The sequence below is a fragment of the Arenibacter arenosicollis genome, from assembly GCF_014397245.1.
GTDB lineage: Bacteria > Bacteroidota > Bacteroidia > Flavobacteriales > Flavobacteriaceae > Arenibacter > Arenibacter arenosicollis.
In genome coordinates this window covers 390,859-411,943 of record NZ_JACLHY010000001.1, presented here as the reverse complement: position 1 = coordinate 411,943, position 21,085 = coordinate 390,859, and the positions used below count along the sequence as shown (strand labels likewise).

Here is a 21,085-nt window from a genome sequence, read left to right as displayed (position 1 = left end):
AATCAACCTCTTCTCTTAAAATAGCCCAATAATTTTTTTACATAACTTTCATCAACCCTACAACTTAATACCCCACAGCCCGATTTGGTAAAAGTATCCTGAAAATAGGCAACACGCTCGCTATAATGCTTGCCATAGGCCATTCTCACTTTTTTGGATTGGGTATTAACCAACTGAATTGCCCCTGTTTCGGCATCCTGCATTTGTACCATCCCTAAATTGGGGATATTTTCCTCTCTTTCATCAAATACCCTAATTCCCGTAAGGTCATGTTTTTTACCTGTTATGCGCAATGTTTGAAGGTAATCATCAGTAATAAAATCTGAGAGTACAAAAACAATGGCCTTTTTCTTCATTACGTTGGTAAGGAATTTTAAAGCAGCACCAACATTGGTCTTCGTACTTTTTGGGGAAAACTCCAACAATTCCCTTATTATTCTAAGAGCGTGACTTTTACCTTTTTTTGGTGGAATATAGAGTTCCACTTCATCGGTAAATAAAAGAAGTCCAACTTTATCATTGTTCTGAAGTGCAGAAAAGGCCAGGGTAGCGGATATTTCAGTAATAACATCCTTTTTAAACTGATTGCTGGTTCCAAAAAGCTCTGAACCACTCACGTCTACCATGAGCATCATGGTAAGTTCCCTTTCCTCCTCAAAAACCTTTACATAGGGCTCGTTATAGCGAGCCGTAACATTCCAGTCTATGGATCTTACATCATCGCCAAATTGATATTGGCGCACCTCACTAAAAGTCATACCCCTTCCTTTAAAAGTCGAGTGGTACTCCCCTCCAAAAATATGGTCGGAAAGACGCCTCGTCTTTATCTCAATCTTGCGAACTTTTTTTAATAATTCCTTGGTATCCATTTTCAGTTTGCAGTTTGCAGTAAAAGTATTCGGGCACAGTGCTTATGGCCTAAAGACCAATAACTGTGGGCCGATAACTGTAGACTGATTAAGGTACTTCAATTTCGTTTACGATTTTATTTATGATTTCTTCCGAGGTAATATTCTCTGCTTCCGCCTCATACGTAATGCCAATTCTGTGGCGTAAAACGTCATGAATAACGGCCCGTACGTCTTCCGGAACTACATAGCCCCGCCTTTTAATAAAGGCATAGCATTTGGCAGCTACCGCTAAATTAATACTACCCCTTGGAGAAGCTCCGAAACTTATTAAAGGTTTTAGGTTTTCTAAATTGTATTTTTCGGGGTAACGAGTGGCAAAAACGATGTCGAGAATATATTTTTCGATTTTCTCGTCCATATACACATCCCGCACTGCCTTTTGGGCACTTAAGATCTGCTTAATACTTACCACAGGTTTTACCTCTTCATAGGCACCCTTAAGATTTTGTCGGATAATTAGTTGCTCTTCGCTAAGTTTGGGATAATCTATAACGGTCTTTAACATGAAACGATCCACCTGGGCTTCGGGTAATGGATAAGTCCCTTCTTGCTCCACTGGGTTTTGGGTGGCCATAACCAAGAAAGGTTTGTCCAATATAAAGGTTTCATCCCCAATAGTCACCTGTTTTTCCTGCATGGCTTCAAGAAGAGCCGATTGCACTTTTGCGGGTGCACGGTTAATCTCATCCGCCAAAACAAAATTGGCAAATATGGGGCCTTTTTTGATGGAGAAATCATTAACCTTCATGTTGTAGATCATGGTACCTACCACATCAGCCGGCAAAAGATCCGGTGTAAATTGTATTCTACTAAAACTTCCCTGAACAGCTTTTGCCAAGGTATTTATAGCTAAAGTTTTGGCTAGACCGGGAACACCTTCCAGTAAAATATGGCCCTGGCCCAATAGTCCAATAAGTAATCGTTCTACCATATGTTTTTGACCGACGATTACTTTATTCATTTCTAAAATAAGTAGGTCTATAAAAGCACTTTCTTGGGCAATTTTCTCGTTCACGGCGCTGATATCTACCGAAGTATTTTCTTCCATATAATCCTTTGTTTTGTTATGTTTAAAGTGGTTAACTTCAAAAGTGGGTGCAAATTGAAAATTTATTTAGTTATTGGCTGTTAATGTATGGTTAAAAGTTAAGCAATGGGTCTAGTTTTGTGAACTATTTAAGGGAATTATTCATAATTTCACAAACATATGAAAAATAATACATCTTATTCCAAAATCATTGCTGGGACAATGACTTGGGGTAATTGGGGTAAAAAGCTATCTGTTGGGGAGGGAGCAAAATTAATTGGTCATTGTTTGGATCAAGGAATTACCACTTTTGACCATGCAGATATATATGGTTCCTATAACAACGAATTGTTTTTTGGAAATGCCTTTATATCTTCCAATATTAGCCGTGATAAAATTCAGCTGATCAGTAAATGTGGCATTCAAATGGTTTGTGAGGAGCGTAAGAACAGAGTTAAGCATTACAACTATTCCAAGGATTATATTATTTGGTCTGTTGAGCAGTCCCTTAAAAATTTAAAAACAGATTACTTGGATATGTTGCTATTGCATAGACCTAGTCCGTTGATGCGTCCAGAGGAAATCGGGGAGGCTGTACAACAATTGAAAAAAGAGGGTAAAATTCTGGATTTTGGGGTGTCCAATTTTACACCTTCCCAGATTAGCTTATTGGAGACTACAGTGGAGGTACAATCCAATCAGTTGGAATTTTCCTTAACTGCCACTGAAGCCATGAACAATGGGGGGTGGGACGATTGTATTGTTCATAAAAGAATGGCAATGGCCTGGAGCCCCTTGGGGAGTTATTATCGAGATAAAAATAAGCGGACCAAGAGAATAAAAAAAGTATTAAAACAATTAAAGAAGAAATACCAGGTAAACGCAAGTCAGCTACTATTGGCATGGATTTTTACACATCCAGCTGGAATATACCCAGTGGTAGGAACCACTAATCCCAAACGGTTGACCGACGCAATGAACGCAATGAATATTGATCTTGAGAAGGAAGATTGGTTTTTATTGTTGGCTGCGAGTATGGGGGAAGACGTGCCTTAGAATTGGGCTACCGGTATAAATAGAAACAATATTTAGAACTAATTTTTATGAGTATTTCCAACAATGAGAAACCAATTGCATTTATAACGGGGGCAACCAGTGGAATAGGCCTTGCAACGGCCAAACTTTTTGCCACCAATAAAATAAATATAGTCATTTGCGGGAGGCGAAAAAAGCGATTGGCCGAACTGAAAAAAGAACTGTCCAGACATACCAAGGTTTTTACGTTGGCTTTTGATGTGCAGGACAAAAAGGCAGTTTTTAAGGCAATTGACTCCCTTCCAGAGGAGTTTTCCGATATAGACATTCTAATCAATAATGCAGGGAACGCCCATGGTTTGGATTCTATTGAGGATGGTAATTTGGACGATTGGGAAGCAATGCTGGATATTAATGTAAAGGGGCTGTTGTACGTTTCCAAGGCTATAATGCCACAAATGATAAAAAACAAAGCCGGACATATTATAAATATTGGCTCCATTGCCGGAAAGGAAGTGTATCCTATGGGGAATGTATACTGCGCCAGTAAATATGCTGTTGATGCCTTAAACCAAGGGATGAGAATAGATTTAAACAAATACGGTATTCGGGTTGGCGCCATAAATCCGGGATTGGTGGAAACAGAATTTAGTAAGGTGCGCTTTAAAGGGGATAACGGCAGGGCTTCTGATACTTATACAGGATATCAGCCCTTACAGGCGGAAGACATTGCTGATATTATCCATTTTATGGTGACTAGGCCTTCACATGTCAACATTGCAGATTTATTAGTTATGCCAACGGCACAAGCGAGTGCTACTATTGTCAATAAGAAATTATGATCAATAAACGCTTACTCGTAAAAAATCTTCTTGCCCATAATGACGAGAATAGCTTTTATGATAAAAAGCGGTTTATAGATATTGGACAAAGGGAGGGGAAGGCGAAATTTTTAAAGCATGTTTGTGCACTGGCCAATAGTAATCCGCAAAACAATTCATTTATTGTCATTGGAGTAGAGGATGAAGATAACGAAATTGTAGGGGTCGATTTTTTCGATGACAGCAAAATTCAAAATTTGGTAAATGCCTATTTGGACAATCCGCCGCGCATTACCTATGAAAATATTCCCTTTCCCCATTTGCCCATAGGCAAGGTAGTTGGTTTGGTAACTATAAGATCCAATGGCAAGGTCTGTTCTTTACGAAAGAATATATGGAAGTATTACGGGGGTGCGGTATTCTTTAGGGATGGAAGCATTAGTATGCCAAAAGTTTATGGAATTGAGTTGACCGATGTAAATGCCGAAGCTGTGGCTACCATAGAACAGCATGCCAAAAATAACATTGAACTTACCTTGGATGGGGTGGTCGACTTTCTAAATGAGCGGCATAAGGATCTTACAAGTCATTACAAGGTGTTTAAGGAACAATTTGTGGTTTGCTGGGCAGGACATCAAAAAAAAGTAAATAATGAAACTTATTACTCGCGTGTCGATATTGAATTGATCAATGAACAGGTGAAGTTGTTTTTTTCTGAATTTGATGAAATCACCATATCGTATGATGAAAATTCCTTTACTACTATTGAATATGTACAGTTGGGATTAAGTAGTCAACAACAATATTATCCTTTGGAAAAGGTGGTCATTACTTTTTCCGATAATGGTACTTATACCATTAACAGCGATTTGATATTTGACCCTCCCCTATATGACAAAAAAACACTTCATCATATTTATAATACCAATATCGCCCTACTTAAAAAAATTGAAAAGGAAATACCTTTAACCCCAAACGAAAAAAGGGATTTATCACTGTTGTCCGACACCTTGTTAATTTGCTATGTCAATGGCTTTGAAGAGGCCAAGGATATTATGGAAAACGCGAAGCCCGTAATAAAGAATTACGATATTCCGATATACCAATCTATTAAGGAATCCCTGAGGATTATTAGAAAGATGAAATATAATTAGGGTTGGAATGCCATTAGGTTTATAGCTGATTTAACTGCTCCTGTGTTGGCAAGGATTCTATGGCCCCATAATTTGTGGTGGTAATTGCACCCGCCTTATTGGCTTGTTGAACCATATTTTCCAAAGGTCCGGGATGGGCCATTAGGGTGTCCAGGTTAGTGGTCAGGGCAATCTGTTTCAGCAAACATCCGATAAAAGCATCTCCTGCACCTGTGGTATCAATTGGGCTAACCTTTATGCTCGGTATTATTTTTTTAACTGTTGGAGTGCTTAGATAGGTACCCTCTCCACCCAAAGTAACAGTAATTATTTTGGAACCTAAATTGTGTAAAAAAGTACAGGCTTCCTCCAAATTTTCTTTTCCCGAAAGTAACTGGGCTTCCTCCATACTAAATTTGCACAAATGTGATTTTTCTATAAAAGGAATACATTTTTGAACAAAGATGGCTTCGGTTCCCTTCCAAAGATCGGCCCTAAAATTAGGATCGAAGGAAATGAAGCTATTGTGGGCTATTGCTTCTTGGAGATAAAGTGTATAAGCCTCTTCCAGGCTTCCCCCCAAGAATGAAGTGGCGGCCCCAAAATGTACAATTTGATTTTTAAATAAATTCTTTAAACGGTGGTCGTGTGTTAATTCTTTGTCCGCACCACGGCTAAAGACAAAATCACGCTCACCATCCGCGGTTAGCGAAACAAAGGCCAAAGTGGTGAATGTGTCGGACCTCTGTGCCAAGGTTACATCCACTTGCCCTTCTGTTAGGGTGTTGATCAGAAATGTACCAAAGGGATCTTTGCCTACACAGCCAATAAAAAAACTTTTGCCACCCAATTTTGCAATTGCCGAGGCTACATTTGCCGGTGCACCTCCTGCCTTTTTTGTAAAATCGGTGGCTTTTGAAAGATTGCTCCCCTGTTTTTCCGCCACAAAATCTATTAATAATTCCCCTATACAGAAAACATTTTTCATCCCTTCGTTTTATTTGACTTGTCTAAAATAAACAGAAATATGTAGTAATACTAAAAATGCCCCTAAATGCTCGCAATTAGGGGCGTAGTTTTCTGTAAAAATAAATGAAATCAGCGAGGATTTATCCACATTTGGAAGAACCACAATCCTTGCAGGTAAGGCATCCTTCCTGGTAGATCAGATTCTTGGAATTGCAGGAATCACATTTTTGACCCTTGACCTCTGTGCCGTCTTCTACATATCTTTTTAATGCTCGTGCAACTCCATTTTTCCAGGTATTGATAGATTCGCTGTCCAGTTGTAGGCTATTGATCAGGTCTACCACCTTTACAATGGGCATGCCGTGGCGCAGGGTGCTGGAAATTAACTTGGCATAGTTCCAATATTCTGGGTTAAATTTATGCGATAGCCCTTCAATGGTGGTTTTGTAACCTCTTTTGTTCTTGTACTGAAAATCATATCTAGAAGAACCGTCCTCATTCCTGCTTTTTATGATTACGCCTTCGTTGACCCATCTCGGAATCAATATACCGTCCTCATCATCGGCCATACCGGTAAAAATTTCATAGGGCTGGTCGTTGATTAATCCAATAAAGGCAATCCATTTTTCCTTATTGTTTTGAAGCCTTACTACGTCTGCTTCCAAAATTTGGGGACGTTTGGTTGGGAAATTTGTAAGGGACTCATCATTTTCGGAATTCTTTGCTTCATTGGAGATCAGTACACCGGATCTGGAACCATCACGATAAACAGTAACACCCTTACAGCCTGCTTTCCAAGCTTCCAAATAAAGTTTTCCCACCAATTCTTCAGAAACATCGTTCGGAAGATTTATTGTGACACTTATGGAGTGGTCTACCCATTTTTGAACCGCACCTTGTAAACGAACTTTGCTCAACCAATCTACATCATTGGAAGTGGCTTTGTAATAGGGTGATTGTTCTACAATTTTCTGGAGTTCCTCTTGAGTATAATTCTTTTCTGTATCAATACCCTTTACGGTCATCCATTGTTTAAACTTGTGATGGAAGACTACATATTCTTCCCAAGAATCGCCAACTTCATCTACAAAATCAATTCGGGCATCCTTATCATTTGGATTCACCTTTCTACGACGCTTATATACAGGTAGAAAAACAGGCTCAATACCAGAGGTTGTTTGGGTCATTAGGCTAGTAGTGCCGGTTGGAGCAATGGTAAGTAAAGCTATATTTCTACGCCCATATTCCAGCATTTCATAGTAAAGTTTGTCATCTGCCTCTTTCAAGCGTAAGATGAAAGGGTTGTTTTTTTCACGTTCGGCATCAAAAATTTGAAATGCTCCGCGATCTTTTGCGGTATGTACTGAGGCCCTGTAGGCTTCCAAGGCTATAGTTTTATGTACCTCAATTGAAAATTTGTTGGCCTTGTCGCTTCCATACCGAAGACCTAAAGCTGCCAGCATATCTCCCTCGGCAGTAATGCCTATTCCCGTCCGGCGGCCATTTTCCGCCTTGTCCTTTATGTTCTTCCATAAATTGTATTCCACAGCTTTGGTTTCTTCCAGTTCGGGATCTGCCTTTATTTTTTCTAGAATAACATCGACCTTTTCCAATTCAAGGTCAATAATGTCGTCCATAATCCGTTGAGCTGCAGCAATATGTTCTTTGAAAAGCTTAAAATTAAAGCTGGCCTTGTCTGTAAATGGCTGCTCTACATAGGAGAATAGATTAATGGCCAGTAAGCGACAAGAATCGTATGGACAAAGTGGAATTTCCCCACAGGGATTGGTGGATACAGTTTTGTAACCTAGATCTGCATAACAATCCGGTACTGATTCCCTGATGATGGTATCCCAGAAAAGTATACCAGGTTCTGCGGATTGCCAAGCGTTATGGACAATTTTACCCCATAGTTTTTTGGCATCAATAGTTTTGGACAGTTTGGGTTCGGGACTATGAACGGGAAATTTTTGGGTATAAGGTAGACCGCTTTCAATAGCCTTCATAAAATCATCGTCCATTCTAACGGAAACATTGGCTCCGGTTACTTTTCCCTGCTCCATTTTGGCATCTATAAAATCTTCTGCATCTGGATGGTTTATGGAAACCGATAACATTAAAGCCCCTCTTCTACCATCTTGGGCTACTTCCCTGGTTGTATTGGAATATCTTTCCATAAAGGGAACAAGTCCGGTCGAAGTCAAAGCTGAGTTTTTTACCGGTGATTTTTTTGGTCGTATATGGGAAAGGTCGTGACCAACTCCACCACGGCGTTTCATTAGTTGTACCTGTTCCTGGTCTATTTTTAGTATACCCCCATACGAATCGGACTTACCGTCGGTACCGATTACAAAGCAATTGGAAAGGGAAGCTATCTGAAAAGGATTGCCAATACCGGCCATAGGGCTCCCTTGAGGGACTATATATTTAAAATTCTTGATCAGGTCAAAAACTTGCCCTTCATTTAGGGGGTTTGGATATTTTTGTTCTATTCTGGCAATCTCCTTGGCTATCCTGCGGTGCATATCGTCCGGAGTTAGTTCATAAATGTTCCCTTCGGAGTCTTTTAGGGCATATTTGTTTACCCATACCTTGGCCGCAAGGTCATCACCTTTAAAATATTTTAACGAAGCATCAATGGCTTCCTCTTGACTGTAGGTTTTTTTGGGTCCTTGCGCAATTTTTGTGGGCATAGAATAGATTTTATTAGTTAGTGTGTTTAAAAGAAAGAACAAAAGTATTAAAATAATTAGGAAACGAAATATGATATTTATCATAAAAGTTTACAAGAAAAGTTAGCTAAATAGATGATATTCAACATAATAGAATTTTATCAACAATAAAAAGTTAACAAATAAGTTTTATTTTTTATTATGTCGATTTTTTATTGAGTCCATTTTAACAATTTTTATCCAGTGAAATTATTACTGGTTTTTTATTTTTCGTGTATTATTATCACCTCCTATTATGTTCCTTAAAAGGCCAATTGTTTATACGGGAAAATGAATAGAATAAGAATACTGCCCTATTATTCAATTTTAATAGAATTTTAGTTCTATTTGGCATGGATATTAAGACAGTATTTGCGATTTTTGCCAAATGAGAACTTTGGTAATTGGAGATCTACATTCGGGCTTAAAAGCCTTGCAGCAAGTTTTGACAAGGGCAAATGTGGCCCCTGGAGATCATCTTGTTTTTTTGGGGGACTATGTGGATGGTTGGAGTGAGGCCGTTAATACAGTAAATTTCTTACTGGAGCTTAGGTCAACCCATAAGTGCACTTTTATTAGGGGAAATCACGATGAACTTTGCAATGATTGGTTGAAAAGTGGAGATCATAATCCCCTTTGGTTACAGCATGGGGGAAGTGCAACTCAAAATTCTTATAGGCAAGTTGGCGATGAGGTGAAAAAAGCCCACATCCAATTTTATGATAATTTGGAGAATTATCTTATAGACACTGAAAATCGCTTGTATATCCATGCAGGATTTACTAACTTAAGGGGAGTTTCCCATGAGTATTTTACCAAGACCTATTATTGGGACAGAACTCTTTGGGAATTGGCGCTGTCCATAGATCCATCTCTGACCGAAGAGGATGAATTTTATCCTCAAAGGTTAACGCATTACCGGGAGATTTTTATTGGCCATACACCTGTAACTAGGATTGGGAGGACAACCCCAAAAAATGCGGCCAATATTTGGAATGTTGACACTGGAGCGGCCTTTAGAGGTCCGTTGACAATTATGGATGTGGATTCAAAACAATATTGGCAGAGTGATCCAGTATATTTGTTTTATCCGTCCGAAATGGGAAGGAACTAAAATTTACTGCCTATTGGAGGCAGATTATCAAGATTATTAAGGATATTTACATAAAATTTGAAGAATGTCTAATAAGAACGTTAGAATAGAAGTGATGAAATCCATTGAGGGAAAGGTGGATGGTTTTATAGACCAATACCTTATTCCTATACAGGATATTTGGCAACCCACAGATTTTTTACCCGATACACAAAGTGAAGGGTTTATGGATCATGTAAATCAGATACGGGAAGAAGCTAAGGAATTGGGGTATGACCTTTGGGTTACCTTGGTTGCGGATACCATAACCGAGGAGGCACTACCTACCTACGAATCCTGGCTAATGGATGTTGAAGGAATAGACCAACACGGGGAAAATAAAAATGGCTGGTCCAAATGGGTGCGTCATTGGACGGCTGAGGAAAATAGGCACGGTGATGTGTTAAACAAATATCTTTATTTGGCCGGTAGGGTAAATATGAGGGAAATGGAAATAACCACACAACATTTAATAGCCGACGGTTTCGACATTGGAACCGATAGGGATCCCTATAAGAATTTTGTATATACCTCTTTTCAAGAATTGGCCACTAATATTTCCCATAAAAGGGTAGGTCAAATGTGTAAAAAAGGAGGAAACGCCCTTCTAGGTAAAATGTGTACCATTATTGCTGGAGACGAAATGCGTCACCATTTGGCATATAGGGAGTTTGTTAAGGTTATTTTTGAAAACGACCCGAGCCAGATGATGTTGGCCTTTGCCGATATGATGAAGAAAAAAATTGTTATGCCGGCACATTTCTTAAGGGAATCTGGTGGAAGCATAGGAACGGCTTTTGAAAACTTTTCCAATTGTGCCCAGAGACTTGGAGTGTACACCGCTCAGGATTACATAGAAATTTTGAAAAAATTGAATAGCTATTGGGAATTGGATAGCATTAGAACTCTTAACGATGATGCAGAAAGGGCAAGGGATTATTTAATGAAATTGCCAGATAGGTTGGAGCGAATCGCTACCAGGATGAAATTTCCAGAAGACAATTATAGGTTTAAGTGGGTGGAAGCCAACGGTAGAATGGTGTAATACTATTGAATTCTATAAATATTGAAACTTATTATTAAAGAAAAAGTGAAGCATTTAACGCTTCACTTTTTTTATACGTTTTATCCGCTTGACAGATACCTTCATTTGGAAAATAGGCGGGTATGGAGTTGAAAGTGCTATAGCTTGCCCCTTTTGTGTTCTTCTTGCCATTTGTGCAATTCTTTCCATTTTCCCTCATGGGCCATTTTCGCCTGCATAGGCCAAGAAGCAGGGTCGTGAATCTTGTATCGGGCACCGCCGGTATCCAATATTTCTTGACATCTCGCGACTGCGGTTTCCGACAAATCTTTCCAAGTCTTAACATCAAAGGAATTAAAAAGTTGCTGTATTTTTGGACCAATTCCTTCCACAATCTTTAAATCGTCCTGTTTTATTGCTTTGCCAAAGACCGATTTGGCAGCTTGTGCATTAAAAGGCATCAGTGCTTCAGCGGCGGCTACTGGAGTAACCGGTTTCGAAGGAACGGCCAACTCTACTTTTTGGGATAATTGTTTGTTGCAGGAGGCTAAATCTGCCTGTAGTTGAATGTTTTTGTCCCTAAGGATTCTTAATTCTGAAGACTGGTCTATGTCTGGGCTTTTTCCTTTTCCGATCAAATAGCCAAATAAAGCGCAGACTATACCCACAACGGCCGGAATTAACCAGCACCAGGTATTCATGTTTTCCATATAGTTTATAGATTAGGGTTAGTTATATTAATTAGGGTTTTTTTTTGCTTTTTCTCCACAACCGTATTGCTGTTATCTATAACTTCAGAGTTTTCTACAGAAGAAATATCGTCTATTTCACTTGAGCAGTTATTGCACATCATGATGTTAAAATAAGTTCCGGCAATAACGGCGATTACTATACCCAAGATATTGGTTGTTCTTTTAGACATTTTAAATAACTGTTTGGGTTTAGCTTAAATATATTAAAAATTTCCCTTAAATGTTAAAAAAACCACTTTAAATATTACATATCAAATAGTTAGCGGTACTTAAGGGTGCATTTTCCCTTTTTTTAATTTTTTTAAAAGATTTAAAGGTTTGTTTGGAGTAGAGCATTTTCTTTAACCTTTATGATTACCTATAATTAATGGTTTTGGGGCGCGTTTCTACCCAAAAAATTAGTGTAATTCCTTGAAAACTTACCAATTATACAAATTTTAATACCATCTATATAGTTTTGCTTTTATACGTGGTATGGAATGTAGACTTTAGCGGAAATATTACAATTACAAAGACCTTATTTCTCCCGACTAAGTTCCGGCATTGAAATAGGTCTTTACCACAATAATTATTTGAGTTAGTTTGGTTAAACCCGCAGCTATTTCTAATGGACCTATTCGGGGGGAGGGGAAATTTTCAAGTGGCTACGGGTTTATAACTTTCTAAACATTCAAATAGCAAGTTCTTGTCTTGGAGCACTTCAAAAACAAATCTTCAGGATAATTTTGGTTGGTTAGTTTAAAACCCGCTATGTACTGGAGATAAACCAGTACATAGCGGGTTTTTTATTGGTCTTATATCTAAAGATCAAACTTTATACCCTGCGCCAGAGGCAATTCGGTGGTATAGTTTATAGTATTGGTCTGCCTTCTCATATAGATTTTCCAAGCATCCGAGCCAGATTCACGGCCTCCACCTGTTTCTTTTTCTCCACCAAAGGCACCTCCAATTTCGGCACCGGAAGTTCCAATATTTACATTGGCTATGCCACAATCACTACCTTGGGTGGATAAAAAATGCTCTGCTTCCCTTAGGTTATTGGTCATAATTGCAGAAGATAGGCCTTGAACCACTCCATTCTGAATGTTGATGGCATTTTCTACATCTCCGGAATACTTTAGAAGATATAACACTGGGGCAAAAGTTTCGTGTTGTACAATTTCATAGGTATTGTTGGCTTCTGCAATGGCCGGCTTTACATAACAGCCACTTTCATATCCTGCACCTTGCAGCACTCCCCCTTCAACAATAAGCTTGCCTCCTTCTTCCACAACCTTATGTAGCGCTTGCTGGTACATCTTTACGGCGTCCGTATCGATCAACGGACCCACATGGTTTTTTTGGTCTAGCGGATTTCCTATACGCAATTGCTTATAAGCGGTAACCACAGCGTCTTTTACCTTGTCGTAAATGGATTCGTGTATAATTAATCTACGCGTTGAGGTACAGCGTTGCCCTGCAGTACCTACCGCCCCAAAAACCGCTCCGATAACAGTCATTTTTATATCCGCGTCCGGGGTTACTATAATTGCGTTGTTGCCTCCAAGCTCCAAAAGGGATTTTCCTAAACGAGCGGCTACTGCCTGTGCTACAATTTTTCCCATGCGTATAGAGCCTGTTGCAGACACTAATGGCACTCTTTTGTCATGGGTCATGAATTCGCCTACCTTATAATCCCCATTGATCAAACAGGAAATTCCTTCCGGAAGATCATTTTCCTTGAAAACCGCAGCAGCGATATTTTGACAAGCTACTCCGCAGAGCGGTGTTTTTTCACTAGGCTTCCAAACACAGACATCTCCGGAGATCCAAGCCAGTGCAGTGTTCCATGCCCATACGGCAACAGGGAAATTAAAAGCTGAAATTATACCGACCACCCCTAGCGGATGATATTGTTCGTACATTCTATGACCAGGCCTTTCGGAGTGCATTGTAAGACCGTGTAATTGCCTGGACAGGCCTACGGCGAAATCACAGATATCTATCATTTCCTGAACTTCTCCCAAACCTTCTTGGTAAGATTTCCCCATTTCATAGGAGACCAACTTTCCCAATGGTTCCTTAAGCTCACGTAGTTTATCCCCAAATTGGCGTACTATTTCTCCCCTTTGAGGTGCGGGTTTCGTTCTCCATATTTTAAAGGCGCTGGTGGCGGCGTCCATTACTTTTTCATAATCCGCTTTGGAGGTTGTCCTTACTTTGCCAATTAAAGCTCCGTCTACAGGAGAATACGATGATAATTCCTCTCCAGAAGCAAAATTATTGGAACCAGTTGAAGTTCCATTATTTAAAGCTTTTATACCTAATTTTTCCAAGGCTTCTTGGATTTCAAAATCCTGTGCAATTTTTGACATTTATAACTTTTTTAGCGATTATTGTTATATTTTTTCAAATTTACAAATTATTGTGTTGACTAAGGTATTAGGGGGCACAAATGTTGTTAAAAACGTATTTAACGTTTTTGTGGTTCTAAATGGTTTTGAGCTTAGTTTTAGAACTTTAGGGGAATTACCAAATTAATAAGTTATCTATTTGTCTTCCTTTGCAATAAACCTTTCATCAACTGGCATTTTTGTACCACAATTATTACAGGTCCGCAGCTCCTCAGAAGCGTAGAATGTCTTAAAGTGACCCAAAAAGTCTTTTTCAATATCATTTAAAGTGAAGTAAACCTCATATAGTTTGTTGTTGCAGTTATCACAAAACCAAAGCAGGCCATCTTTAGCATCCATCTCGGCCCTTTTACGTTCAATGACCAAGCCTATGGATCCTGCTTGCCTAACTGGGGAATGAGGTACTTTGGCCGGGTGCAGGTACATGTCCCCTGGACCTAATTGCATGGTCTTTTTTTGGCCGTTTTCTTGAATATGCACCTCAATATTTCCTTCCAACTGATAAAAAAGCTCTTCCGTTTCGTTGTAATGATAATCTTTTCGGGCATTGGGGCCGGCAACCACCATTACAATATAGTCCCCTGATTCCGTATAAAGGTTTTTGTTTCCCACTGGAGGTTTTAAAGTCGCTCTGTTTTCAGAAATCCATTTATTTAAATTGAAAGGTTGTTTTATGGACATAGCTCTATCTTATTAAAATTAGATTTATAAAGTCCTGCTTATTTTTGAAAGGGCATAACAATGCGCTACAAATTACCACAAGGATTAATATCAAAAATAAGAAAAGTAAACTGCTTTAAGGAAGACTATCGGTAGAAGAGTTGTGTAAAATATAGTTTACCATCGGAGTTTCTCTTAACACTTACCGCTGTGTGGGTGAATTCGCCTTCTATGGTTTTTCTATGGTCGGAACTAGCCAACCATTTTTGAAAAGCTTCAACAGCTGAATCATAGTCTTTAGCTACATTTTCGGAAACAAAAGAAGCATTTACGGCTTGGGAGATATCCGAGGCCCGCGCACTAAAATTATCATGATTAATAGAACCTTTGGCTATCATATAGTCCGTATGCTTATTAGCATATTCATAGGCTATAGCGCTATAATCCAAATCCGCATATCCCAAGGAAATACGGTGATCGTTGACGATACCAAGTAATTCCTGCTCCACCTCGACCGCGTTTTCTGCTTCGGGACTATTTGCCGACTCTATAGGCTCCGTACTACAAGAGACTACTACAAATGCGAACAATAGCATTATAAAATAATGCAATTTCATTTTCATACAATGTTCTATTTGTAAGTAGGAAGAAAAGGAAGAATGGGGAATTCTTGTATTCTCGTAATTGGCTTCTCGTGACCAACATTGTAATATTAAAAAAAATATTTTGTAGAGAGTCCAATTAATTGATTTATTCGACGAAATGCATACCTAAATATAATCTTGTAATACAAGGATGACCACCAGTATACGATTTTCTGGGTGTCCTAAACACAAAATAGGCAAGCCGTATTTGAAGAGTTAGTCTGCAATTGAAATGAGGAAGTCAATTGCCTTTTGACAAGCTTAATTTGTTCAAAAAATATTCCTCAAAAGGAAAACCTTCTATCTTTACAGTACAAAATTGGTTCCTTTCATGAAATTAATTGTCCGCGCCCTAATATTTCTTTTCATCTTTGGTTGTAACCCCAAAAAAGACACTGGCAAAACTCCAATAGATAACTTAAATCTTTATCAGGAGTATATAACAGAAGTTTCCCATGGAATTATTTCTGTAAAAGCGGATGTTCGGGTAGTGTTGAATCGGCCTATTGATTCATGGGAAAGCGGACAGGAACTAAATAACGATTTGTTACAGGTAGTTCCCAAGACAAAAGGTAAGGTAGTTGCTTTGGATAGTAGAACTATTGCTTTTATACCTGAAGTCAGTTTTCAACAAGATAGCACCTACGGCTTTACTTTGGATCTGGGGGCTATTATAAATGACGTCCCAAAGGATTTACGCCATTTCAATTTCAGTGTAAAAACATTGAAACAACAGTTTAATATATATACTCAGGCGGTACAGTCCTACTCCAAGGATTACCAATATATAGAAGGACAATTGAAAAGTGCCGATCAATTAAGTTTAAAAAATGCCAAACAGTTGTTGGAGGTAAAACAGAAGGGGAAAAGTGTTTCTGTTAAATTCGATTCATCCATAGCTGAAGGTACCCAATTTCATTTTAAAATTGATAGTATTCAACGATTTACGGAGGATACGGAATTGGAGGTTGTTTGGGATGGTAAGGTTTTAAATATAGATAGTTCTGGAAAGAATACAATAAAGATCCCGGGTAAGAATAATTTTAGTATACTGGAAGTCAAGGTGGAAACCGGGGAAAATCAAATTATAAACATCAATTTTTCAGATCCCTTAAAAAAAGGACAGAACTTTAAGGGTCTTGTGGTACTGGAAGGGGATAACAACCCTAAGTACAATGTTGTTGGAAATTCCTTAAAAGTGTATCCTTCCAAGGAGGTGACCGGCACAATTCAGCTCGAGGTTTTTGATGGTATAGAAAGTACTAATGGCTACAAGTTAAAAACAAGGCTTACGGAGAGGGTAGCTTTCGAACAAATAAAACCGGAAGTCCGACTGTTATCCAACGGTACAATTTTACCATCCTCCAATAACCTAAAAATAAATTTTGAAGCGGTGAATCTGAAGTCGGTCAACGTAACTGTTCTTAAAATCTATGAAAGTAATGTTTTGCAGTTTTTACAAGGAAATAATCTTAACGGGAACTATAATTTAAAAACGGTAGCTAGGCCCATTGCCACTAAGAAATTGGATCTGGAAAGCAATCTTAGTGGCAATAGTGGAAAATGGTCGGCACATGCCCTAGATTTAAAATCGCTCATTAGTCCTGAAGTAGGAGCCATGTACAGGGTAGAATTAAGTTTTAAACCATCGTATAGCCTTTTTAAATGTGAAGACACCAATTTTGACCATGAAACAACATCGGACGATGATTTTGATCAAGAAACAGAAAACAGCTCATGGGACGGAGTGGAATCATATTACGAAGATTACTATTTTAACTACGACTGGAACCAACGTGATAATCCTTGCCATACAACCTATTATTATGATAAAACAGTAGGGACCAATGTTTTGGCTTCGGACCTAGGAGTAACCATAAAACAAGGGGTTAACAAAAGTTATTTTGTAGCCGTCAATGATATTGTGAGTACCAATCCCATAGCGGGAGCCAAGATAATTTTCTATAATTACCAGCAACAGCCTATCGGTCATGTAATAACAGAGGTGGATGGCACCTCTAACTTTGACTCGGATAATTTGGCATACTTTGCCATTGCGGAGAGCAATGGTCAAAAAACCTACGTCAAATTAAATGACGGCAATGCCTTGTCCGTAAGCAAGTTTAACGTTGACGGTGTTGCCTTGCAAAAGGGAATCAAAGGTTTTATTTTCGGTGAAAGAGGAGTGTGGCGTCCCGGGGATAAGCTTTTTGTTTCTTTTCTATTGAACGATAATGCCAATAGACTTCCTGCAGGGCATCCAGTAAAGTTGGAATTGATAGATCCCTATAACAAGGTGGTGCACCGCGAGGTAAAGAACAATTCACTGGATAATTTTTACAATTTTGTTTTTAGGACCGATGAAAATGCACCGACCGGCAATTGGCTGGCCAAAGTTTCAGTAGGCGGGGCAACCTTTACTAAAATCGTTAAGATTGAAACGATCAAACCTAATAGGCTAAAGATTAAAACAGAGTTTGAAGATGAGGTGTTGTCCGGGAGTAAGCCTATCAAAGGTTCGCTGCAGGTAGCTTGGCTCCACGGAGCGCCAGCAAAAAACCTAAAAGCGGATATTACGGCGAAGTTTAATGTACAGACAACAACCTTTAAAAATTTTTCAGGGTATGTCTTTGACGACCCCACCAGGGCCTTTGCCACTGAAGATCAAGTGGTTTTCAATAGTACTATAAATGCCGAAGGTAATGCGTCCTTTTCGTTAAGTCCACTAATTAACAATCAGGCTCCGGGAATGCTTAGAGCGGCATTTATGACCAAGGTGTATGAAAATGGAGGTGATTTCAGTACAGATGTCTTCACAAAACAATTTTCGCCATTCAATACTTATGTGGGCCTAAATGTGCCCAAAGGCGATAAGTTAAGGGGTATGTTGCTTACAGATCAGCCCCATAAATTTGAAGTTGTAACAGTGGATGAAATGGGCAATGCCAAAGCGGCCAATAATCTAAAGGTTACCATTTATAAAGTTAATTGGAGATGGTGGTGGGAGACTTCTGCGGACAATCTGTCCAATTTTAGCAGCAGTGAGTATCAGGAAAAGGTATTTGAGCAAAGCATTAGCACAAATACAAGTGGTAAGGCATCATTTAATTTTGAACTAAAATACCCTGAATGGGGCCGATATTTGGTTAGGGTGGAGGATCCAAGGGGCGGACATGCAACGGGTAAGACAATTTATGTGGATTGGCCGGGATGGGCAGGGAAATCAATGAAAAATGATCCTTCGGCCGCTACAATGTTAATGTTCTCCACGGACAAGGAGGTTTACAAAGTTGGGGAAATAGTCACCGTTACCTTTCCGGGTTCCCAAGGCGGTAGGGCATTGGTTACCATTGAAAATGGTAGTGAGGTACTCCATTCACTATGGGTGGAATCGGAAAAAGGGGAAACAAAATTTGAAATACCGATAACTGAATTGTACACCCCAAATGTTTATATAAATATTAGTTTGTTGCAGCCTCATGCCTCAACCTTAAACGATTCCCCTATTCGTATGTATGGGGTGGTTCCCATATCGGTGGAAGATCCTTCGACCAAACTGCAGCCAGAAATATCCATGCCGGATGTTTTAAGGCCGGAAGAAAACATAACGGTCAAGGTAAATGAGAAAAAAGGTAGGGCCATGACCTATAGCATAGCCATAGTGGATGAAGGATTGCTAGATCTAACACGCTATAAAACTCCTAATCCTTGGGATTCTTTTTATGCACGTGAGGCTTTAGGGGTAAAGAGTTGGGATGTATACGATGATGTAATAGGAGCATATGGGGGCCGAATAAATCAGGTCTTCGCGATAGGTGGGGACGGGGAATTGGCCGGAGCAAAAAATAAAAAGGCAAATCGTTTTGAACCTATGGTGGTTTATCTAGGTCCATTTACCCTAAAGGAAGGGGAAACTAAATCACATAAAATAGACATACCCAAATATGTTGGATCTGTACGCACTATGGTCATAGCAGGAAATTCTGGAAAAGCTGCTTACGGTGTCGCAGAAAAAACAGCGCCTGTGCGCAAACCATTGATGGTATTGGCGTCCTTGCCAAGGAAAATTACCCCAGGGGAGACCGTAACTTTGCCCGTTACTGTTTTTGCCATGGAAAACAAGGTAAAAGAAGTGACTTTGAAAATTAAACAAGATCCCTCTTTTAGTATAGAAGGCAATGCCATACAAAACGTTTCCTTTTCCCAACCAGATGAAAAAATGGCTTATTTTCAATTGAAAGTGGCCGACTATAACGGTGTTGGTAAGGTAGTAGTTGAAGCTTCGGGGAATGGTGAAAAAGCCTCTTTTGAAATACCTATAGATGTGGTAAACCCCAATCCTTTAACCACAGTGACCGAGGATGTTGTTTTGGAGGCCAATAGTAACAGGACACTAGATCTTAAAACTTTTGGGATTACGGGCAGTAACCGGGCAGAGGTTGAATTTTCTACCCTTCCACCAATGAATTTTAATGGAAGGATGCAATATTTAATCCAATATCCGCATGGATGTTTGGAACAGACCACTTCCAGTGCCTTTCCCCAATTATTTATGGCAGATATCTTTGATATTAATTCATCAAAGAAAAAAGAGATTCAGCAAAACGTAGAAAGTGCCATAAAAAGAATTGGCAGTTATCAAATGCCAAGTGGAGGTTTCTCCTATTGGCCAGGACAAAATTATGCAGATGATTGGAGTTCGTCCTATGCGGGTCACTTTTTATTGGAAGCTGAGAAAAAGGGATACGTTCTGCCCTTAGGGTTCAAGTCTACCTGGATAACTTATCAGCAAAATATAGCACGGCAATGGCGAGCAGGGTCTTCCTTATCGGATTTGGCGCAGGCATATCGTTTATATACACTGGCCCTTTCCGGAAATGCGGATATTGCTTCAATGAACAGACTAAGGGAAACCCCCAATTTGTCCAATGAGGGAAAATTCCGCTTGGTGGCAACTTATGCACTTGTTGGTCAAGAGAGTGTGGCCCAACAGATCATTAAGTCCTCAAATATTGATTTTGTGGCCAATAAAAATGATTATTATACCTACGGGTCTTCTGAACGTAATAGGGCCATGGCCCTGGAAACTTATGTGCTTTTAAAGGATAAGATAAAAGCTCAGGAAATGGCCAAGACTTTGGCGCAGCGTTTAAGTAATGATGAATGGATGAGTACCCAAAGTACTTCATATTGCCTTTTGGCACTGGCAAAATTTGCCGATATGATTGGGGGTAATGGGATTAAGGCCAGTATAACGGTAAATGGGAGTGATAGTGGTATAGACACACAAAAAACTTTGGCCAATATGGGATTGGGAATTAAAACGGGTACCAATTCCATCAGTATAAAAAATACGGGCACCAATTTGTTATACGTGAGCATCATTCAAAGTGGTATACTGCCTGTAGGGGAGGAGAAGGAGATGCAGCGAAATCTAATTGCCAAAGTGGTCTTTAAAGGACGTAATGACACTAAATTGGACCCTGCCTCTATAATGCAGGGTTCGGATTTTGTTGCTGAGGTATCACTTACAAATACCAAAGCAGAATTGATCAAAAATGTGGCATTGTCCGAGATATTCCCCAGTGGCTGGGAAATTGTAAATACACGCTTCACAGATTTTGGAGATTTTGCTGAAAATGAGGTAACCTATACGGATTTGCGGGATGATAGGGCGAATTTTTATTTTGATATGAAAAAGAACGAAACAAAAATATTTAGGGTATTGTTGAATGCATCTTATTTGGGCAGGTATTATTTACCAGGGATTCAGGCTGAAGCCATGTACAACAATGATTACGCAGTACGCACTAAGGGCCAATGGGTAGAGGTTGTGCAGTAATTGTATTCATGGGTGGTAAAAAAAAATATCC

The 21,085-nt window shown here is 39.3% G+C and carries 15 protein-coding genes; 6 read left to right on the top strand and 9 right to left on the bottom strand.

Annotated elements, in window-relative coordinates:
• Positions 1-2: 2 nt before the first annotated feature.
• The gene (locus tag H4O18_RS01680) at positions 3-869 is read right to left on the bottom strand and encodes a DUF58 domain-containing protein (protein ID WP_187581368.1); all 867 of its coding nucleotides are present in this window, start codon (positions 867-869) and stop codon (positions 3-5) included.
• An 88-nt stretch (positions 870-957) separates the two neighbouring features.
• Entirely contained in the window at positions 958-1,959 is a 1,002-nt protein-coding gene (locus tag H4O18_RS01675) for an AAA family ATPase (protein WP_187581367.1), read from the bottom strand.
• 159 nt (positions 1,960-2,118) lie between these two features.
• Between H4O18_RS01675 and H4O18_RS01670 the strand changes: the two genes are divergently transcribed.
• The 3 genes from H4O18_RS01670 to H4O18_RS01660 are packed head-to-tail and all read left to right on the top strand — an operon-like array spanning position 2,119 to position 4,948.
• Positions 2,119-2,994 (top strand): aldo/keto reductase, encoded by an 876-nt coding sequence (locus H4O18_RS01670; RefSeq protein WP_187581366.1) that lies wholly within the window; start codon positions 2,119-2,121, stop codon positions 2,992-2,994.
• A 47-nt stretch (positions 2,995-3,041) separates the two neighbouring features.
• Positions 3,042-3,815 (top strand): SDR family NAD(P)-dependent oxidoreductase, encoded by a 774-nt coding sequence (locus tag H4O18_RS01665; RefSeq protein WP_187581365.1) that lies wholly within the window; start codon positions 3,042-3,044, stop codon positions 3,813-3,815.
• Complete coding sequence (locus H4O18_RS01660; RefSeq protein ID WP_187581364.1) at positions 3,812-4,948, top strand: ATP-binding protein; 1,137 nt, start codon at positions 3,812-3,814, stop codon at positions 4,946-4,948. Before H4O18_RS01665 ends, H4O18_RS01660 begins: the two co-directional genes overlap by 4 nt.
• Positions 4,949-4,967: 19 nt before the next feature.
• On the opposite strand, the gene H4O18_RS01655 is transcribed toward H4O18_RS01660, so the two are convergent.
• Complete coding sequence (locus H4O18_RS01655) at positions 4,968-5,915, bottom strand: carbohydrate kinase family protein (protein ID WP_187581363.1); 948 nt, start codon at positions 5,913-5,915, stop codon at positions 4,968-4,970.
• A gap of 121 nt (positions 5,916-6,036) precedes the next feature.
• Entirely contained in the window at positions 6,037-8,589 is a 2,553-nt protein-coding gene (locus H4O18_RS01650; protein ID WP_187581362.1) for an adenosylcobalamin-dependent ribonucleoside-diphosphate reductase, read from the bottom strand.
• Between the two features lie 406 nt (positions 8,590-8,995).
• Between H4O18_RS01650 and H4O18_RS01645 the strand changes: the two genes are divergently transcribed.
• On the top strand, positions 8,996-9,721 hold the full coding sequence (locus H4O18_RS01645; RefSeq protein ID WP_187581361.1) for a metallophosphoesterase: 726 nt from the start codon (positions 8,996-8,998) through the stop codon (positions 9,719-9,721).
• Between the two features lie 64 nt (positions 9,722-9,785).
• On the top strand, positions 9,786-10,784 hold the full coding sequence (locus H4O18_RS01640) for an acyl-ACP desaturase (RefSeq protein ID WP_187581360.1): 999 nt from the start codon (positions 9,786-9,788) through the stop codon (positions 10,782-10,784).
• Between the two features lie 137 nt (positions 10,785-10,921).
• On the opposite strand, the gene H4O18_RS01635 is transcribed toward H4O18_RS01640, so the two are convergent.
• From H4O18_RS01635 to H4O18_RS01615, 5 genes are all read right to left on the bottom strand, one after another.
• Positions 10,922-11,473, bottom strand: coding sequence for a hypothetical protein (locus tag H4O18_RS01635; RefSeq protein WP_187581359.1), 552 nt, complete (start codon positions 11,471-11,473; stop codon positions 10,922-10,924).
• Positions 11,474-11,478: 5 nt separating this feature from the next.
• Positions 11,479-11,685 carry a hypothetical protein gene (locus H4O18_RS01630; RefSeq protein WP_187581358.1) on the bottom strand — a complete coding sequence of 69 codons (207 nt, stop codon included), beginning with the start codon at positions 11,683-11,685 and terminating at the stop codon, positions 11,479-11,481.
• Between the two features lie 630 nt (positions 11,686-12,315).
• Positions 12,316-13,869 carry an L-piperidine-6-carboxylate dehydrogenase gene (gene amaB / locus H4O18_RS01625; RefSeq protein ID WP_187581357.1) on the bottom strand — a complete coding sequence of 518 codons (1,554 nt, stop codon included), beginning with the start codon at positions 13,867-13,869 and terminating at the stop codon, positions 12,316-12,318.
• Between the two features lie 174 nt (positions 13,870-14,043).
• Positions 14,044-14,589 (bottom strand): 3-hydroxyanthranilate 3,4-dioxygenase, encoded by a 546-nt coding sequence (locus H4O18_RS01620; protein WP_187581356.1) that lies wholly within the window; start codon positions 14,587-14,589, stop codon positions 14,044-14,046.
• Between the two features lie 125 nt (positions 14,590-14,714).
• A complete protein-coding gene (locus H4O18_RS01615) occupies positions 14,715-15,191 on the bottom strand; it encodes a CAP domain-containing protein (RefSeq protein WP_187581355.1) in 477 nt (158 codons plus the stop codon).
• A gap of 352 nt (positions 15,192-15,543) precedes the next feature.
• Between H4O18_RS01615 and H4O18_RS01610 the strand changes: the two genes are divergently transcribed.
• Positions 15,544-21,054, top strand: a complete 5,511-nt coding sequence (locus H4O18_RS01610; protein WP_187581354.1) for an alpha-2-macroglobulin family protein — start codon at positions 15,544-15,546, stop codon at positions 21,052-21,054.
• Positions 21,055-21,085: the final 31 nt, after the last annotated feature.

Excerpts from the sequence above, each read along its gene's own strand:
- H4O18_RS01680 (WP_187581368.1), bottom strand. The coding sequence starts at position 869 with ATGGATACCAAGGAATTATTAAAAAAAGTTCGCAAGATTGAGATAAAG.
- H4O18_RS01675 (WP_187581367.1), bottom strand. The coding sequence starts at position 1,959 with ATGGAAGAAAATACTTCGGTAGATATCAGCGCCGTGAACGAGAAAATT.
- H4O18_RS01670 (WP_187581366.1), top strand. The coding sequence starts at position 2,119 with ATGAAAAATAATACATCTTATTCCAAAATCATTGCTGGGACAATGACT.
- H4O18_RS01665 (WP_187581365.1), top strand. The coding sequence starts at position 3,042 with ATGAGTATTTCCAACAATGAGAAACCAATTGCATTTATAACGGGGGCA.
- H4O18_RS01660 (WP_187581364.1), top strand. The coding sequence starts at position 3,812 with ATGATCAATAAACGCTTACTCGTAAAAAATCTTCTTGCCCATAATGAC.
- H4O18_RS01655 (WP_187581363.1), bottom strand. The coding sequence starts at position 5,915 with ATGAAAAATGTTTTCTGTATAGGGGAATTATTAATAGATTTTGTGGCG.
- H4O18_RS01650 (WP_187581362.1), bottom strand. The coding sequence starts at position 8,589 with ATGCCCACAAAAATTGCGCAAGGACCCAAAAAAACCTACAGTCAAGAG.
- H4O18_RS01645 (WP_187581361.1), top strand. The coding sequence starts at position 8,996 with ATGAGAACTTTGGTAATTGGAGATCTACATTCGGGCTTAAAAGCCTTG.
- H4O18_RS01640 (WP_187581360.1), top strand. The coding sequence starts at position 9,786 with ATGTCTAATAAGAACGTTAGAATAGAAGTGATGAAATCCATTGAGGGA.
- H4O18_RS01635 (WP_187581359.1), bottom strand. The coding sequence starts at position 11,473 with ATGGAAAACATGAATACCTGGTGCTGGTTAATTCCGGCCGTTGTGGGT.
- H4O18_RS01630 (WP_187581358.1), bottom strand. The coding sequence starts at position 11,685 with ATGTCTAAAAGAACAACCAATATCTTGGGTATAGTAATCGCCGTTATT.
- amaB (WP_187581357.1), bottom strand. The coding sequence starts at position 13,869 with ATGTCAAAAATTGCACAGGATTTTGAAATCCAAGAAGCCTTGGAAAAA.
- H4O18_RS01620 (WP_187581356.1), bottom strand. The coding sequence starts at position 14,589 with ATGTCCATAAAACAACCTTTCAATTTAAATAAATGGATTTCTGAAAAC.
- H4O18_RS01615 (WP_187581355.1), bottom strand. The coding sequence starts at position 15,191 with ATGAAAATGAAATTGCATTATTTTATAATGCTATTGTTCGCATTTGTA.
- H4O18_RS01610 (WP_187581354.1), top strand. The coding sequence starts at position 15,544 with ATGAAATTAATTGTCCGCGCCCTAATATTTCTTTTCATCTTTGGTTGT.